Source organism: Aquimarina sp. MMG015 (genome assembly GCF_018100855.1).
Lineage (GTDB): Bacteria > Bacteroidota > Bacteroidia > Flavobacteriales > Flavobacteriaceae > Aquimarina > Aquimarina latercula.
Map to the genome: position 1 here is coordinate 594,737 of NZ_JAGJEB010000001.1, position 17,605 is coordinate 612,341.

General features: G+C 30.8%; 24 protein-coding genes. 7 read left to right on the top strand and 17 right to left on the bottom strand.

The features are described 5' to 3' along the window. Nucleotides 1-114: 114 nt before the first annotated feature. From J8L88_RS02540 to J8L88_RS02570, 7 genes are all read left to right on the top strand, one after another. Nucleotides 115-1,296: a sensor histidine kinase gene (locus tag J8L88_RS02540; protein WP_247666398.1), complete on the top strand. Its 1,182-nt coding sequence runs from the start codon at nt 115-117 to the stop codon at nt 1,294-1,296. After that, nucleotides 1,286-1,996: a LytTR family DNA-binding domain-containing protein gene (locus J8L88_RS02545; RefSeq protein ID WP_118387964.1), complete on the top strand. Its 711-nt coding sequence runs from the start codon at nt 1,286-1,288 to the stop codon at nt 1,994-1,996. Before J8L88_RS02540 ends, J8L88_RS02545 begins: the two co-directional genes overlap by 11 nt. An 86-nt stretch (nt 1,997-2,082) precedes the next feature. Further along, complete coding sequence (locus tag J8L88_RS02550) at nt 2,083-3,243, top strand: beta-ketoacyl synthase N-terminal-like domain-containing protein (RefSeq protein WP_211059857.1); 1,161 nt, start codon at nt 2,083-2,085, stop codon at nt 3,241-3,243. 102 nt (nt 3,244-3,345) lie between these two features. Then, nucleotides 3,346-4,449: a biotin synthase BioB gene (gene bioB / locus J8L88_RS02555; protein ID WP_118387962.1), complete on the top strand. Its 1,104-nt coding sequence runs from the start codon at nt 3,346-3,348 to the stop codon at nt 4,447-4,449. Nucleotides 4,450-4,503: 54 nt separating this feature from the next. Then, complete coding sequence (locus J8L88_RS02560; protein ID WP_211059858.1) at nt 4,504-5,370, top strand: cupin-like domain-containing protein; 867 nt, start codon at nt 4,504-4,506, stop codon at nt 5,368-5,370. A gap of 68 nt (nt 5,371-5,438) precedes the next feature. Continuing rightward, on the top strand, nt 5,439-6,578 hold the full coding sequence (locus J8L88_RS02565) for an AraC family transcriptional regulator (RefSeq protein ID WP_211059859.1): 1,140 nt from the start codon (nt 5,439-5,441) through the stop codon (nt 6,576-6,578). Nucleotides 6,579-6,732: 154 nt separating this feature from the next. Continuing rightward, nucleotides 6,733-8,118, top strand: coding sequence for a S41 family peptidase (locus J8L88_RS02570; protein WP_211059860.1), 1,386 nt, complete (start codon nt 6,733-6,735; stop codon nt 8,116-8,118). Between the two features lie 16 nt (nt 8,119-8,134). On the opposite strand, the gene J8L88_RS02575 is transcribed toward J8L88_RS02570, so the two are convergent. From J8L88_RS02575 to J8L88_RS02655, 17 genes are all read right to left on the bottom strand, one after another. Next, nucleotides 8,135-8,560: a regulatory protein RecX gene (locus tag J8L88_RS02575; RefSeq protein ID WP_371813605.1), complete on the bottom strand. Its 426-nt coding sequence runs from the start codon at nt 8,558-8,560 to the stop codon at nt 8,135-8,137. 76 nt (nt 8,561-8,636) lie between these two features. Further along, nucleotides 8,637-9,077, bottom strand: coding sequence for a hypothetical protein (locus J8L88_RS02580; RefSeq protein ID WP_211059862.1), 441 nt, complete (start codon nt 9,075-9,077; stop codon nt 8,637-8,639). Between the two features lie 146 nt (nt 9,078-9,223). Continuing rightward, nucleotides 9,224-9,409 (bottom strand): hypothetical protein, encoded by a 186-nt coding sequence (locus J8L88_RS02585; protein ID WP_091406955.1) that lies wholly within the window; start codon nt 9,407-9,409, stop codon nt 9,224-9,226. A 36-nt stretch (nt 9,410-9,445) separates the two neighbouring features. Continuing rightward, on the bottom strand, nt 9,446-9,634 hold the full coding sequence (locus J8L88_RS02590) for a hypothetical protein (protein ID WP_211059863.1): 189 nt from the start codon (nt 9,632-9,634) through the stop codon (nt 9,446-9,448). A gap of 288 nt (nt 9,635-9,922) precedes the next feature. Beyond that, nucleotides 9,923-10,135 (bottom strand): hypothetical protein, encoded by a 213-nt coding sequence (locus J8L88_RS02595; protein ID WP_211059864.1) that lies wholly within the window; start codon nt 10,133-10,135, stop codon nt 9,923-9,925. Nucleotides 10,136-10,212: 77 nt separating this feature from the next. Beyond that, nucleotides 10,213-10,389, bottom strand: a complete 177-nt coding sequence (locus J8L88_RS02600) for a hypothetical protein (RefSeq protein WP_211059865.1) — start codon at nt 10,387-10,389, stop codon at nt 10,213-10,215. A 154-nt stretch (nt 10,390-10,543) separates the two neighbouring features. Beyond that, complete coding sequence (locus J8L88_RS02605; protein WP_211059866.1) at nt 10,544-11,731, bottom strand: aspartyl protease family protein; 1,188 nt, start codon at nt 11,729-11,731, stop codon at nt 10,544-10,546. Between the two features lie 40 nt (nt 11,732-11,771). Then, nucleotides 11,772-11,975, bottom strand: coding sequence for a hypothetical protein (locus J8L88_RS02610; protein ID WP_211059867.1), 204 nt, complete (start codon nt 11,973-11,975; stop codon nt 11,772-11,774). 18 nt (nt 11,976-11,993) lie between these two features. Beyond that, nucleotides 11,994-12,167 (bottom strand): hypothetical protein, encoded by a 174-nt coding sequence (locus J8L88_RS02615; protein WP_211059868.1) that lies wholly within the window; start codon nt 12,165-12,167, stop codon nt 11,994-11,996. A gap of 116 nt (nt 12,168-12,283) precedes the next feature. Continuing rightward, nucleotides 12,284-12,448, bottom strand: a complete 165-nt coding sequence (locus J8L88_RS02620) for a hypothetical protein (RefSeq protein ID WP_211059869.1) — start codon at nt 12,446-12,448, stop codon at nt 12,284-12,286. 52 nt (nt 12,449-12,500) lie between these two features. Further along, nucleotides 12,501-12,665 carry a hypothetical protein gene (locus J8L88_RS02625; protein WP_211059870.1) on the bottom strand — a complete coding sequence of 55 codons (165 nt, stop codon included), beginning with the start codon at nt 12,663-12,665 and terminating at the stop codon, nt 12,501-12,503. 24 nt (nt 12,666-12,689) lie between these two features. Continuing rightward, nucleotides 12,690-12,863 carry a hypothetical protein gene (locus J8L88_RS02630; protein ID WP_211059871.1) on the bottom strand — a complete coding sequence of 58 codons (174 nt, stop codon included), beginning with the start codon at nt 12,861-12,863 and terminating at the stop codon, nt 12,690-12,692. A 31-nt stretch (nt 12,864-12,894) separates the two neighbouring features. After that, a complete protein-coding gene (locus J8L88_RS02635) occupies nt 12,895-13,092 on the bottom strand; it encodes a bacteriocin (protein WP_091406966.1) in 198 nt (65 codons plus the stop codon). A 365-nt stretch (nt 13,093-13,457) separates the two neighbouring features. Next, complete coding sequence (locus tag J8L88_RS02640; protein ID WP_211059872.1) at nt 13,458-13,610, bottom strand: hypothetical protein; 153 nt, start codon at nt 13,608-13,610, stop codon at nt 13,458-13,460. 16 nt (nt 13,611-13,626) lie between these two features. Continuing rightward, the gene (locus tag J8L88_RS02645; protein ID WP_211059873.1) at nt 13,627-13,959 is read right to left on the bottom strand and encodes a hypothetical protein; all 333 of its coding nucleotides are present in this window, start codon (nt 13,957-13,959) and stop codon (nt 13,627-13,629) included. 46 nt (nt 13,960-14,005) lie between these two features. Next, nucleotides 14,006-16,189, bottom strand: coding sequence for a peptidase domain-containing ABC transporter (locus J8L88_RS02650; RefSeq protein ID WP_211059874.1), 2,184 nt, complete (start codon nt 16,187-16,189; stop codon nt 14,006-14,008). Between the two features lie 11 nt (nt 16,190-16,200). Then, nucleotides 16,201-17,379, bottom strand: coding sequence for an HlyD family secretion protein (locus tag J8L88_RS02655; RefSeq protein WP_211059875.1), 1,179 nt, complete (start codon nt 17,377-17,379; stop codon nt 16,201-16,203). Nucleotides 17,380-17,605 lie beyond the last annotated feature (226 nt).

Below are 17,605 nucleotides of genomic sequence, written 5' to 3' on the forward strand. Positions count from 1 at the left end.
ATATAAATTTTAATGTTTTATCAAAAATTGAAAATTTATAACCTATTATTTTTTGATATCGATTACTTAGATAAGTAAACGCCTAGAAAAGTGGTTTTCAAAGACCTATTGTATTTGTCATTAAAACTCGATGATTCATTAGTTTTATGGAGTTATTCGTCGATAATTAAAAATAACCTAGACATATTTATTACTTTAGACTATATGGCTTTTGATTGGATCTTTTCGGAAAAATTAATAGTAAGACTACAGAAAAAGGAATGGACGAGACATTTGATTTTTTGGGTTGTAGTAGTTCTAAGTTTTATTGCAAGGGACCGAATTCTTGATGAACATACTTTGTATACATCTTGGGTTCGTCAGCTATGTCTTTTAATTCCACAACTAATCGGGTCCTATTTTTTAGCATATTATTGGATCCCAAAATATATTGTTAGTAGTAAGAAGTTTCTATATATATTATTTCTGTTTTTGACTGTATACGTGACTATTGTTTTAGCGAGATATTTAATTATTCATGTTTCAGAAACACTTACCAGAACGTTGCCATATAGGCAAGAATCTTTAGTAGAAATAATATTGGATTGGAAGAAATTATTATCAGAATACTTCATTCCTATTTATGCTGTAGTATTAGGATTCCTTTTTATAAAATTCTTTATTCATTATATGGAGGCTAAACAAAAAACGTTACAAATCGATAAAGAAAAAATTGAAACAGAATTAAATTTATTAAAAGCGCAACTAAACCCGCATTTTTTGTTTAACACCTTGAATAATATTTACCTTTTAGCATTAGAAAACTCTTCCAAAACAGCTTATTCTATTGAAAAACTATCTGAGATTTTAGATTATATTTTGTACCGATGTACGGATAAATACGGTTCTTTAAAAGGTGAGGTAAAGATGTTAGAGAACTATATAGAATTAGAAAAGTTAAGGTATGATGATCGATTACAGGTGACTCTAGAAAAGCATATAGAAAAAGATATAAATATAGCACCACTGATTCTACTCTCTTTTGTAGAAAATGCTTTTAAGCATGGTGCTGGAGAAGATAGTGGCTCTCCTAAGATCGATATTTTGATTAGTTATACTAATGGATTATTTATATTTAATATCTCTAATACCGTTGATGCTGTCCCAGATGATAGTCAAAAAAAGAAAATTGGACTTGCCAATATCAAAAAGCAGTTAGATTTATTATATAATAACCAATATAAATTAGAAATAAATAGCAACCAGAAAAACTTGTTTGTGGTCGAGTTGAAAATAAAAATTACTAATGAAAACTAGATGTTTACTTGTAGATGATGAACCACTGGCAATACGGCTGCTAGAAAACCATATTTCTAAAATAGATTCTTTAGAGATAGTTGCTACTTGTAATAACGCAATCAAAGCGCTAGAGATTTTAAAAAAAGAGAAGGTTGATTTATTATTTTTAGATATAAAAATGCCAAATATTACAGGGTTAGAATTTTTAAAAACCATAAAAACTCCTCCAAAAACTATTATTACTACTGCATATAGAGAATATGCGCTAGAGGGATATGATTTAGATATTTTAGATTATTTACTGAAGCCCATTACGTTTGAGAGATTTTTTAGAGCAATAGAACGTTTTTTTAGAAATGAACAAGAGACGATTTCGTTTTCTGAAAAGAATAAGGAATCTACAGAAGAATGTTTACTTGTAAAAACTGGAAATAAATATCATAAAATACATCCTGATGATATTATGTATGTAGAAAGTCTAAAGGATTATATAAAAATATATACGAATACAAAAGAGATACAAACGAAATATAAAATCAGTGATTTTGAAAAAGTACTCCCCGAAAAATCATTTTTAAGAATTCATAGATCTTTCATCATTAATTTGGATAAAATAACGGCCTATACCCAGCATGATATAGAACTTGGTCTTATAGAAATTCCTATTGGAATTAGTTATAAGGAAAAAGTATATTCTCATCTAAAAATCAAAAAGTAATTTGATAATTATGATCCTATATCAATTAATAAATTAACAGTTGAACATGCGAGAACAAACCCCTACATTTGTTCAAAAATTAAGTGTTGCAAAACCCAATATCGATAACTGGAATTTCATCTATATCCCCTCTAGGAATTTCATCCGAGGAGATCTGGAACTTATATAAACAATCATCACATCAGATTACTTTTGAGGACTTTGCTGGAAGTATAGCGCCAGTTGCAAAATTAAATTCAATATCAAGAAAAGAAATAGAAAAACTGAAGGAAAAGAATTCTCAATATGCTTCTTTGGATGATTCTGTTTTGTTTGCTTTATTAGCAGCAAGAAATGCTGTAAAAGATGCGAACTGGGGAGATGAAGTAGATTTTGGAATTAATGTTGGATCTTCTAGAGGAGCAACGAGTCTTTTTGAAAAATATCATAAAGAATTTATAGAAACTAATCAATCCTCTACATTAAGTTCGCCAACAACTACATTGGGTAATGTATCTTCTTGGATTGCTCAGGATTTAGGATCTAATGGGCCGGATATAAGTCATTCTATTACCTGTTCTACTGCTCTGCACGCAGTATTAAATGGTGTTGCTTGGTTACAATCTGGTTTAAGTAATAAGTTTTTAGTTGGTGGTAGCGAAGCTCCTTTAACTCCTTTTACTATCGCCCAAATGAAGGCTTTAAAAATTTATGCATCAGAATCTAAAGATCCTTATCCTTGTCAGGCAATGAATTGGGATAAAACTAGTAATACAATGTTTTTGGGAGAAGGTGCTGGAGTGGCTTGTTTGGAAAATGGAATTTTAGAAAACGCTATTGCGTTGATTACAGGAATTGGATATGCTACTGAATCATTAACACATAATATATCCATATCTACAAATGCGGATTGTTTCCAGAAATCAATGAAGATGGCCTTAGGAACTACGAAGGTAGAAGCTGTTGATGCAGTGGTTTTACACGCTCCTGGAACTGTAAAAGGAGATCAAGCGGAATATAATGCAATTAAGGCTGTTTTTGGAGAAGCTGTTCCTGCGTTAACAACCAATAAATGGAAAATAGGTCACACATTTGGAGCTAGTGGAATTTTAAGCATGGAATTGGCTGTTTTAATGATGAAACATCAGGAATTTATATCAGTCCCTTATATAAAGCATAATGTGATTCCTAAAAAATTGAATAAAATTATGGTAAACGCTGTCGGATTTGGAGGAAATGCGGTTAGTATTCTGTTAGAACTACCATGAAAGTTAATATAGATTGTTATTAAAACTATCGAATTTGATAAAGCTAATTTGTGTTTTTTGATTTTAAACAATTACTTTTGAAAATTCACATACCATTGATTTATGAGCGTTATTAGACACGATTGGACATCACAGGAAATATTAGATATATACAATAAACCATTAATGGAGTTGCTTTATGAAGCGGCATCTGTACATCGTGAATATCACGATCCTAATACAGTTCAAGTTTCTACATTACTATCTATTAAAACAGGAGGTTGTCCAGAAGATTGTGGGTATTGCCCTCAAGCTGCAAGATATCATACTGATATAGAAGGTAATGATTTAATGAGTGTACAACAAGTTAAAGCACAAGCGCTTCGAGCTAAAGCATCTGGGAGTTCTAGAGTATGTATGGGAGCTGCCTGGCGTAATGTAAAGGATGGACCAGAGTTTGATAACGTATTAGAGATGGTGAGAACTATCAATAAGTTAGAGATGGAGGTTTGTTGTACATTAGGTATGATAACAGAAAATCAAGCTCAGAGATTGGCAGAAGCGGGATTATATGCTTATAATCATAATCTAGATACATCAGAAGAATATTATAAAGAAGTGATTTCTACCCGAGGTTATGAAGACCGTCTTCAGACTATTGATAATGTGCGTAAAACTAACGTTACTGTTTGTAGTGGAGGAATCATTGGAATGGGTGAAAAGGCTGAAGATCGTGCTGGGATGTTAGTAGCTTTAGCAAAATTAAGTCCACAGCCAGAATCTGTTCCTATTAATGCACTTGTAGCAGTTGATGGTACACCAATGGAAGATCAAACACCTGTGGAAATTTGGGATATGATTAGAATGGTAGCTACAACTAGAATTGTAATGCCACAGACACAAGTAAGACTTTCGGCAGGGAGAACAGAAATGAGTAGAGAAGGACAAGCTATGTGCTTTTTTGCAGGAGCAAATTCAATTTTTGCAGGGGATAAATTATTGACAACTCCTAATCCAGATGTTAATCAGGATATGGAAATGTTTAAAAAATTAGGATTGAACCCACAAAAACCTTTTGTTAAGAAAGCACAACCCGATACAGTTGAAGCTGAGAATTCTAAGTTTGAAGCTAAAGGAGAAAAACCTAAATGGTCTAGGCCTGAGCATGTCATTGAAAAGAATGAACTTGCTAAACAAAAGGGGAAAGAAGCTTTACTTAATAAATAATTTTGAAGTTTATTAAACTTTGAAAAACAAGGTTTTAGAATTATTTTTTAGTTAGTGGGATTAAATTTAGAGCAAATATCAAGAGTAGAAACAATTACTAAAGAAGAATTTTTGAGGGATTATTTTATTCCTCAAAAACCTGTAGTAATTGAACGACTAATTGAAGATTGGCCGGCATATCAGAAATGGAATTTAGATTATATTAATGAAGTTGCTGGAGATAAAGAAGTGCCTTTGTTTGATGATAGACCGATAAATTCTGAGTTTAAGTTTAATGAACCTCATACTAGCATGAAAATGAGTGAGTATGTGGACCTCCTAAAAAAGAAACCTACCAATTATAGAATTTTCTTGTATAACTTGTTGAAAGAGGTGCCAAAACTTAGAGAGGATTATAAATATCCTGAAATAGGATTGAGACTACTAAAAAAAATGCCTTATTTGTTCTTTGGTGGTGGCGGTTCCAAAGTATTTATGCATTATGATATAGATTTAGGTAATATTCTTCACTTTCATTTTCATGGAGAAAAACAATGTATTCTGTTCCCTCCTTCGGAAACAAAGTATTTGTACAAGGTCCCTCATGCATTAATCGCCCATCAAGAAATTGATTTTACAAATCCCGATTTAGAAAAATGGCCTGCTCTTAAAAAAGCAAATGGATATATTGCAAATCTTACACATGGCGAAACGTTGTATATGCCAGAAGGATATTGGCATCAAATGACTTACCTTACTCCCGGATTTTCAATGAGCATTCGAGCAATGGCAACTAGATTTGGGAATATGAATAAAGCAGCATACAACATTCTTTTTATGCGCTATTTCGATAATGTTATGCGCAGGATTGGAGGTCAGAAATGGATGGATCATAAAAATGATTTGGCTATTAAAAGAACTAATAAACGGAATAGCTTATAATTATAGAAAGCTTGCAACCTTTTTAATTTCTTTTTGTCTTTATTATTAGAAATTATAAATCTTTCTTGATGGAATTTGTGAATATTATTCTATTAATAAGTGTTTCGCAAGGATTTCTTTTTGGTTTTGCGATTTTGTTTTCTCCTTATTTTAAAAGTTCCACCAATAAATATTTAGGGTATTCAATCTTGATTTTAGCGTTTTTGATGTTTAATGTATATCTAGATACCTTAAATGTATATGAACAATATCCCGAGTTTTTAATCTTATATGATATAGAGTGGATATTCTTATTCCCTGTTTTTTTCTTCCTATATATATTAAAATCAATTGATCAAGATTTTGTAGTAGAGAGAAAATGGAATTGGTTGTACATTCCGTTTATATTTTCTGTTATATTGAATGTAGTTTATAATTTAGAGCACATTTACAAATGGGAAATATCGTTTTTATCTGATCAAGCATTAATGTATGAATGGGCTTTTGGCTTGCAAGAATTCGGATATTATTCTTATAATTTTGTAATTGCTATTTGGGCTTATAATATTCTTAAGCATAACAAGTATACGAATCAAATACATGGTAAATGGCTTAAAAAATTATGTATATATGAGGTTTCATTAGTTACTTGTTGGATCTTAATAGATGTTGCTGATATGATTTTTAATATAGGTTATGATATAGGCATCTCTATCATATGCACTATTACCTCATTTTTTATATTTTGGATTGTATATAATGGGATTTACTCTTTGAAAATAAGTAATTTCAAGAATAGTGATGTCAATTTTAATGAAGATACTCTAGAGCCTAAAAACCCTAAAGTTTCAACTCTGGAGCTTTCTTTTTCCAAAGACAATATATATTTCCAAAAGTTAGAAGGTTTATTGGAAAAAGATTATATCTATCGAAACCCTAATTTGAATCAAGAGATGGTCGCACAGACCTTAAATATAAGCTCAGGTTATCTTTCTCAGATCGTAAATGATGTTACTAAAAAGAATTTTACCGCCTATATAAATTCTTATCGTGTAAATGAAGTAAAGGAGATGATACTTAATGAAGAGTTTGATAAATATAGTTTACTGTCAATTGGTTTAGAAGCAGGTTTCAAAGCTAAGTCTACATTTTACACTTCTTTCAAAAAAGAAACTGGATTAACCCCAAACCAGTTTAAAATTGATCATAAAAAGGTACAGTTTTTTTAAATTTTAATAATTCCGAACACCATTTTTTTATTAGCTATCTAGTTTTGAATCAAATCAAAGGTTGGATCAATTCATTTTGATTCTTGGATTAATCTGATGCAACTGATTGATTGTTTAATTGTCAATAGTGATATAATTCTTAAAATGTGATGTTATGATTTTAGATTTTTTTAAAAAGTATTTCCTAGTATTAATTATGGTTTTTTTAATTGGATGTAAATCAGATGATGATACTCCAGTAATTGAAGAAGATACTATAAATGGGTTTTGGTTAGCAGAAGATAAAGGGTATGTGATTGAGTTTACAGATGATCAAGACATCCTTTATAATGTAAATACTTCTGGTTGTTCAATTGCGGATAATAATTTTAAAATAGAAGAATTAGCAGGTCTTCAATTAGAGATGCTGAATAATAATGAACTGATTGGGAGATCAGAATTAATAGCCTCAGATATTAAATTTATAAGGTTAGAGAATCAAAATGAATTTTGTTTAGCTGATCAGATTTCGGAGACTGATGATCCAAAAGTTAATTATGATCATTTCTGGAATATTTTTAATGATTATTATGCTTTTTTTGAAACTAGAAATGTGGATTGGTCGCAATACGAGGATTTAGGTGAACAAGTAACTTCCGAAAATTTTTATCAGATTATTGGTGAACTAGTTTTATTGCTAAATGATGGTCATGTTGCAATTGATGATGAAGAAAATAATATTAGTATAGATGCTGGTTTACCCAATTTATTAGAGCGATTAAATGCAGGATTAACAGGAGATTTAATTATAGATTCTGATGAAACTTATAATGCGCTTTATAATCAACGGTTAGAGATTATCGGGTTAAAATACCTTGGTGGAGAATATAAACTAGATGAGAGTGGAAATATTGCTTGGGGTATGATTAATAATAATGTTGGTTATATAAATGTTTTAGGAATGCAAGGCTATAGTGATGATGAAAGTACAGAATTACAGGTTTTGAATATTGTTCTGGATGAAATGATGGATGATTTTAAAAACTCTGGAGTTTCTAAACTAATAATAGATGTTCGTTTTAATGGAGGAGGCTATGATATGGTATCTGTAGAGATAGCATCTAGATTTATGGATCAAGAAAGATCTGCATTTTCTAAGAAAGCTAGGTTAGGAGATAGTTTTACCGAAACGACTTCCGTTTCGGTTAGTCCTAAAGGAGATTTTCAGTACACTGATGAGATTATTTTACTAACAAGTCCATTAACTGCTAGTGCTGCAGAAATTTTTACTCTATGCCTGAAAGATTTATCATACGTTACTATTGTAGGTGATAACACGAATGGAGTTTTTTCTGATATTTTGGTTCACGCATTACCAAACGGAGCATTTGTTGGATTATCTAATGAAATATATAGTGATGCGCAAGGAGTAATATACGAGTCAATTGGAGTAGGACCTCTTGAGGTAAACAGAGTTCCTCTATTCACAAATGATGATTATTTAGAAGAAAAAGATAGTGGAATAGATAGAGCTGTTGAATTACTAAGTAATCGGAACTAAGTGGTGTTTTTTGTGATTAAAAAAGCTCATTAACTTTCTCAAAAACTAGTTGATTTTCCCATCCTCGATAGAGGAGATAATCAATTAGTTTTTTTCTTTTTTTGAAGGTGTCCGAATCTGTTATTGAATTAAATTTCTTTTCTGCCAAATCATGAAAAGTTTCCAGGTATTCATTTTCAGAGATTTCTTTTAACGCTACTTTAGTACAGTATTCGGATATTTGTCTGAATTTTAATTCTCTAATAATTCGTTGTTTACCCCATTTCTTAATTCGGAATTTTCCTCTTGCAAAACTTTTAGCAAAACGTTCTTCATTAAGAAAATTATGTTCCAAAAGGTGTAGAATGATCTTTTCTTTTGCCTCAGGAATCAGTTTCATAGTATTAAGTTTTTGAGAAACATCCTTATGACAACGATCTTGATAAGCACAGTAGTGCTCCATTTTTTTAATTGCTTCTGTAACGGTAATTGATTCGGGTGTTTTATGGTACATCGCTGTAAAAATACATAATCCGATATTATAAGTTTAATAATAACATTTTATTCGTGATCATGTCTTTTTTTGCTGCTTTGTTTTTCTTTAGAAAATCCCTGATTTTTTCTTGATAAGGCTTCCCTTCGAAGCTTTGAAGAAGATTTTTTCTTGTTAGTTTTTTTAATTCTAACGGTAAGTGTTTTGATTTATAATGATAGGTGTTAAAAATGTGCCAATCAGGTAAAAACCTATTTATTTCCTTATATATATGAATTACTCCGTTACTTCCTATAAATTCGCAAAAATTTCCGCTAGGAAGTATGTTAAAGTAGAAAGGATCAATTTCTTCACTATTTACTTCAGAAGTAATAATGTTTTTAACATCATCTAGGTTCACTGGACCATTAATATAATATAATAAAATTTCCATTTTATGAATAAGATCAAAGCTGTCAATTTTTGACATTCCTTCAAAATTTTTCATAATACTACAGAGTATTTTGTGATGTTTATTTTCCATATCAATGTTAGTTTAAGTTAAAATAGTATAGAATTATTGATGAATAACAATTCCTTCTATTTCAGAGAAAAGAAGGAATTGTTAAGTTAAAGCCATATAAATATTATCTACTATCCAAAGATTGTATCTGGATCTGGAAATGTAGGTCCCGTTGTAGGTTTGATTATTATAATCACTGGTCCTGTGCATCCTCCACCATTACCGTCATCAATAACGCTTGGGTTATGATTTCCACCGGTGATAGTCTTGATTTCTTGACTTGTCAATGTTGTTGTTTGGTTTTTTAAATTTTTCATAAGATATTTATTTTAAATTGATAATTAAGAAGTGAATTAAATTCCAAAACCAGTATTATTGATGCTTTCGAAGTTTTGATTAATCTCGTCATCATAACGGTTTATTGGATCTCCAAATGGTACAATTTCTATTAAAGTAGATATTGTTGTTTCAGTTGATAAACCTCCACCGGTGTAATTTTCTAATTCTTGTTGACTTAGTAAAATCGTGTTTAAATTTTTCATGATGTGTTGTTTTAACTTATTAAATATTGATGTTGTGCAATTGCTTTTACAGTACAATAATACTAGCTTGTAGTCTCATTATTTGAGACCCTTTTCTTTTTTAATTTTTTTTTCAGTAGGTTAAAATAAGTTTGAAATTGCAACTTGAAAGAACTACAAAAGGTGAACTTTACTCACTAAGTTCACCTTTTGTTCATTGATGTTGCGCCCATACGGACTTGCCAGGTTAGACAAAATACTCAACAAAATATCCCGGCTATATTTTCTAAAAAGATAGGTTTGTTTCTACTATCCGAAGATAGAATCCCATGCACTTTCTAATCCATCTATAATAGTTTCGGCCGCATCTGTTAATGTATCAACAGCTATTTCTACAACTTCTCCAAAATCTAAAGATGATCCTCCAGATGATCCTCCAGAGCTCCATAAATAACCATGGTTTCCTCCATCAATAGTAATTTGTTCTTCCTTATTTATTTCTGCTAGTCCTAAATTTTCCATTATGATAGTTTTTAAATTATAAAATAAATGTATTACCTGTTAATTTCATTTAATGAGATTGATGAAAATATCGGCTTTTATCCCTGTTGATGTTCATTGATTGTATCCATAACTTCGTCAATTACTTCTTGAACTTTGTTTACTACCAATTCTTCAAGAGCTTCTAAAGCGTCAGTAAACCAGTTACCACCTTCAATATTTATTAATTCTGTTTGACTGATTTCTTTAAGTTGAATGTTTTCTAGATTTTTCATTTTGAATGTTTTTAAATTTTATATTACAATGATATGATGTTTAAATCTCATTATATGAGAGTGTTATTTTGGTTTTGGCGAATATTTTTCACAAATGGAAGCGTATTTAATTTTAACATTATGAAAAGAGAACGGCATAAAATTCCTTATAAGTTTACTTTTGGAGATTATATACTTTTTTAGATTTTATGAACTTTATTTCAATATTGCTAAGCTTATCCTTTATAGTATTGAAGGAACAAAATTGTTCTATTGTCTCAATAGATTTACCATTTATTAAGAATCCTTTCATATATGGTTTTAAACCAATTGAATCAGCTTTACTTCCCTCTATGATGGATCTAATATAAAGTCCTTCTTCAAATCCAAATCGTATACCAAATCCTTTTTCAGTAAGATTCATTGTTTTTGTTTTCTGTACCAGTGTTAACATTTTATTCGTCCAATCAATTGTTACTAAAAAGTTTTTCAAAACTCCTATGCCTAAGGCTTTAAAAGACGATTTTTCACTAACCTTTACTGATATGTCAGATATAGGTAGTTCTTTGTTTTTCCCCAAGAATAAGGAATTAAAATGCAGTAAATATTGTTTTGAGTCACTTTTACCACCAAGTCCTCTACTACCTTCTCCAAGAATATTTCTTTTTTTATTAGTGGAGGTCAATTTATTGATTTCCTTAGGCGAAAGACTAATATTTCCTCCAAGTCCAGTATCTAATATTATTTTTGTTTTTACATTAGATTCTATATGTAGAGGAATGTATAAGTGATGACTGAATTTGTTTTCTTTTAGCTTTATTTTAATTTCTTTTTCTTTAGTTTTTGATAAATATTTTATGTCTTTCGCTATATGTATGATTTTATTTTGAAAATCAATTTGCCAAACAAAATGATGCATGATGTTTTTACCTATAATTCCATAAATCTCTTCCGTACAATTAAATTTTGTGGTAGAAATACTAAATGCGATATTCTCTAATTCAGTATCTCCGATTTTCAAAAAAGGAATCGTATATATTCTTGGGAAAGAAATTTTTCCATTAGTGTCCTTGCTTATTCCTTTCCCTATTGATTTTCCAATATTTTTAGTTGGAAAATTATGGAATAAATAATTGGAGGCTCCTGTATCTAGAATAAAAGGATATGTTTTTCCAGAATCATCTATATTAAGATCAATTAAAATATGACCAGAAGAACTGTGCCTAAATGGAATAGAGTTTACCTCAGATGTTCTTCTTATCTTTAGTTGATCTAGCTTTTTATAATGGTTAATAAAAAAGAACACAAATACTGTTAAGCATACGACAAGAATACCCATAATTATAAATATTTTTTTTATCATTTTTTTAGGCGTTTAGACACAGTTTAATTTACTACTATTGCTAGTCAGTGTAATCCGATATAGGATCTGCTAATCCATCAATAAAATCATTTACAGATGTCACAGCTTCATCCCAAACTTCGCTTATAGAGTCTATAGTATCATTTACAGTGTCTACTATGTCATCAAACCAATTTCCTCCATGAATAGTTGTCATTTCTAGAAGAGTCATTTCAGTGATTCTGGTAATTTCATTTTTTTTCATAATCTTGTTATATGTGTTTTAAATTTCTAATGGTAAAAGAGGTCCACTAGTTTCAATAATAATATCCGATAAGAACGATAAAAACTCTCCTATTGCTTCTCCAATTTCATGTCCATTATTATAGGCATCACTATTGCAATCGTCGTTTCCTCCGTATAGATTAAGTAATTCGTTTTTGTTTAAATCGTTCATTTTTTTGTTTTATGAGTGTTATACTTAAATTGTAAGAGTAAAAAGAGACTATTTATTAATAGCCTCTTTTTAAAGCACATATTAAAATTTTTTAGGTTTTAATGTGTCTTAGAAATTTAGTCTGAAAAAGGAGAAATAGCATCAATTATATTTCCAATTCCTTGAAGAATCTCACCTACTACTTGTCCTACTTGATAAGCAGTACTTTCTTCGTGATTTCCGTCTACACAGTCGTTACCTCCGTTGATTATCACCAACTCGTTTAATGTTAATTCTTTCATTTTAAAAAGTTTTTATATTAATAATTATACTTGTTCTGAAGACATTTTCAGATTAGTCTTCCATTGCGTCGTTAAGACCTCTAAAGAAATCTGTAACAACATGGATTATTTCGCCAATTACTTCACCTACAGCGTGTCCATTATTATATGCATCACTGTTACAGTCATCTGTTCCTCCGTTGATTGTCATCAACTCATTTAAATTTAATTCTGTCATGATATTATTTTTTTATATAATTAATTAACCTGCGATACCGTCTATTCCTTCTTTGATACCATCCCAAAGACCTGAGAAGAAATCTCCTACTGCTTCTACTGCTTCACCCACTGCTTCACCTACTGCGTGTCCTGCATTGTATGCTCCATCATTACCTCCTGTAATAAGGATCATCTCGTTTAAATTTAATTCTTGCATAATTTTATTTTTTTAATTTTTAGTATATATATTAATCTTCAAAAGCTGCATTCCATCCATCAGCTACTCCATCAGCAAAACTACTAACGGCATCTACTACTGCGTCTGCAGCATCTGATACAGCTTCTACTGTTGCATCCCAAGCATCTCCGAACCAATTTCCACCTTCAATTGAGTTTAATTCAAAGTTGTTTAACTCTTGAACTCCAAAATTTTCTAAATTTTTCATTTTTTAAAATTTTATAATTAATATTTGTATGATCTGTCAAACTGTTTTGGTGCACCTGTTTCGTTTTGACAATGTAAAAGTAGGTTTAGGGAATCTCATTAATTGAGAGCGTATTTTTTAAAATGTTAAAATTTGTTAATTTCATATTTATAGTAGAAAACAACGGTTTTTTATTTTCTGAATTCAGGCATCATTTTATGAAGAGTGCTATCTTATTATATACATAGAATTTAATTAGGTTAGGTACATTGTGATGTAGGGGGTTTGGGTAGATTGATACAGTCCTATGTTTTTTAAGTATTCTAAATAAAAAAAGGAGCTGTATACATACAAACTCCTCTTTTACGAATCAAACTCAACAATTTTTAAAACCAGTCAGGTATATCTTCTTCTATAGGTATATGATAATCCTCTGAGTATACCATTACATCCGAAATGATGGATTGTAATTCTGGATCATTTATATTTTCAAATCTATACTTCTTTTTAGTGATTTTTTCTTTTGTGTACTTTTTCATAGGTAATAAGATTAAGTTATACAATTTGTAGATATGGATAGTTAAAAGCAGGTTCTACCAAAACTCTCTGAAAGCTACCTCCACTAATTTCCAATACTTCTTCACCTTGAAGATCCTTGGTATAAAAACCAAACCTAAAACTAACTTGTTCTTCATATACATAACTCTGTAATCCAATATCAAATATGATGGGTGCATTTAATCGTTTCATTACTTCGAATATTCTGAACAATGAAGCTTTAGATATATCCAATCTTCTGGCTAATTGCTGTGGATTGCCAGTAGCCTGCATTCTTATTAATCGATCTAGTCGTTCAATTAATTCTATTTGTCGTTCTATTTTTGTCATGATTCGAGTGTTTTTTTGATTATTTTTTATTTCATATGCTATATTCTCAGGCAACAGCTTCAATTTTATTGATAGTATCTATTGAAGGCATTTGTTGTTGCCATAATTGATAATATTTTTCTTTACGTTGATATAAGTCTTGGTGATTTCCTTCTTCTAGTACTTCTCCTTTTTCTAGAACTACAATTTTGTCAGCCTCAATAACTGTACTTAGACGATGAGCGATTACGATAATTGTTTTGTTTTCTGCTCTAAGGTTTTGTATAGTTTTCTGGATGTAATTTTCAGAAGCACTATCTAATGAAGAGGTTGCTTCATCAAGAACTAATATTTCAGGTTTTTTGTACAATGCTCTTGCAATGGCAATACGTTGTTTTTGTCCTCCTGATAATGAAGCGCCATTTTCTCCTAAATAGGTGTTAAATCCGTTAGGAAGTTCTTCAATGAAACCTAAAATACCAATGTCTTTGCAGATAGTAATAATCTCTTCCATATTAGGATTGAATTCTCCAACAGCAATATTTTCGATAACATTGCCTGCAAAAAGATCTATTTTTTGTGGTACCACACTTACTATAGTTCGAAGACTTTCGTTATCGATATACCTTAGATCTTTATCTCCTATGCTAATGATTCCGCTTCGGATTGGGTAAATGTTTTGTAATAATGACATTAACGTAGACTTTCCAGATCCGCTTTCGCCAACAATAGCGGTAAGCTCTCCTTTATTAATGGTAAGGTTAAATTTTTTGAAAACTTCTTTTCTACTACCATATCTAAAAGCAACATCTGTAAAAGAAATATTTCCTACTGCATTTCTGTTAAGTTTCATTTTGTTTTCTGTGTCCTCGCGTTCCAAATCCATGATTTCAAAAAGACGATCTGCTGCGATTAGCGCATTTTGTATTTGTTTATTAGCGCCTACTAAACTTGCAACAGGTCCTGTAAAGTATCCTACTATAGCGTAAAAAGACATTAATTCTCCAGCAGTAATTTCTCTTTCTATTACAAAAAAAGAACCTGACCATAGAAGTATAATAACAAATAATTGTGCGATAATTCCTGTAGATGTTCCGGAGAACACAGAGTTTAGAGCAGATTTGTAGCCACTTTGTAGTAAGTTTATAAATCGTGTTTCGGTTTTGATATTAGCAAAGTCTTCTAAACCGAAACGTTTAATAGTTCCCACAGAGTTCAAAGATTCTACCAGCTGACTTTGTAACTCAGCTCCTTTTTCCATCACTTTTCGTTCTGCTTTTTTGTTAAGTCGATTCATGATATAGTAGATACCGGCGTATAAAGGGATCACGCATAACATAATTAAGGCAAGTTTCCAGTAATAAAAAAACATCAATCCAAATGAGAAAAACAATATCATTACATTGACAGTAAGTGATAATGCTACTCCATTAATAAAATTTCTAATCTTAACTGCATCACCAATTCTAGATGTTATTTCTCCTACCCTCATAGTGTCAAAAAACTGTTGGGGTAATTTCAATAAATGTTTGTAATATCCTAGGATCAATCGGGTATCAATTTGTTGACCTGTTTTGATCAAAAACACATCTTTAAAAACACCTATAATAAACTTTAAAACCAATAGTCCGATCATAATTATTCCTAAAAGATTAAGGAGTTTTGTGTTGCCTCCGACAAGTACATAGTCTGTAATTTTCTGTATAAAAATGGAAGTAGAAAACCCAAGAAGTGTGTAAACTATTGCTCCGATTAAAGCTTGCATTACAACTAATCTGTGTGGTTTTAGTAAAAACCAAAAGCGTTTATAAGAAGAAATTTTTTCATTTCCTTTTTCAAAACTTTCATTAGGTGATAATAGTACTAATACGCCTGTCCATTCCTTTTTGAATTCTTCATAAGATTTTTTGTGCATCCTACCATCACCAGGATCCATTACGAGTACGTATTTTTTGGTAACTTCATAGATTACTACAAAATGTTGTAGTTTACCTTTAATAATAACGTGTGCAATTGTAGGTTTTGGAATTTTTGATAGACTTTCGAAATCTCCTCGAACACCTTTCGCTGTGAAACCAATTTTCTGAGCAGCTTCCAAAAGTCCTAGTATGTTCGTCCCTTTTTGATCCGTACTAGCATATTGTCGAATTCTAGCTATGGGTAATTTTAATTTATAATGAGCAGATATAGATGCAAGACAAGCGGCTCCGCAATCTGTGATATCGTGTTGTTTTATTTTAATTTTAGCCATGATGCTTAATTTTATTGTTGAATTTGTGCTATTGAAGGATTTGAAGGACTTGATGGATTCAACCAGTCATCTACTTTATCGTAGAGTAGATCAAAAAGTGTACGTTCCGTTAATTGAAATCTGGCGCTCAGTGTCATTCCTTTATTAAAGTTTCCTTTAAAACCATTTTTAAGAGCTAAATGTTCTTGATCAATCTTGCAGCGAACTTTAAAAACTGGTTGGTTATTTACCATATCTATGTCTTTACTAATGTCTAATATTTTTCCGGTAGCTAATCCCCATTGATTGTAATTAAAAGCATCTACTTGAAAACTTACTTGTTTTTCTTCGCTTACCAATCCGATATCTGATGGAGATAAATAACATTCTACGATCAAACCTGTATCTGGTGATATTTCTGCAATAGGAGATCCACTGATAATCATGCTTCCTGGCTCTATACCTTTTACACTTTTTAATATGCCGTCTATTGGAGCGGTAATGATATATTCTTTTTGATTTTGTTGTATTTGTGATACACTACTATGTAGTTCACGTATTTCTACAGAATAATCTGTAAGTTGTGTTTGCCAAGTGTTTTTTTGTTGTTTTTTAAATTGATGCAACGTATTGATAGATAATTGATGTTCGAACTCGGTATTTTCAAACTCTATTTTGGCAATTACTCCTTTGTCATATAGTTTTTGATCCCTTTCAAAATCAATTAATGTTTTTTCAAAACGTGTTTGCAATTCCCCAAGCTTTTGAGTGTAGTACAGAAATTCTTTTTGATAACGAGCTGAGATAAGTTTATTAAAATGTGGATGGGCTGTATTGATAAGATATTTGCAGTCCGTAATAAACTTCTGAGTTTCTGTAATTGTAGTGGTAGAAAGCTGTATTTTTTCATCTAGAATCTCTCTATTGGTCATTAACAATGTATCACCTTTTTTTACTTGTTGGTTGTCTAGTAAGTCCACATAAACTACTTTTCCGGATTGTAATGGTGTTATTGCGATACGTTCTTTACTTGGTTTTAGCATTCCACGTGCGGTAGTATAGATATCTACTTTTATGAAAGGTAATAAAATGAATGCGATCAAGATGGCTGCTAGAATCAACCCATAAATGACTTTGCTTCTATTGCGATGTTTAAACTGATGCACCTCTACAGTGTTTTCGATTATTTCTTTTGGGAATAGTTGTTTCATAGTTTTGATATTTACGAGTTAAAAAACGAATTGGTATATTCCTATCACAAATTCTAAGAGATTAGTAACAAGTTTTATTAGTAATGTGACCATAGCGAGTTGATTATTGATATCTCAAATATAGTCTTGGTAAAAGCTTAATAACAAGGAGACTACATCTGTATTCGGGAAAACAGACCCTGTATTCAGGGAATTCAGACATTGTTTTTTTAGAGATAAAAAGCTG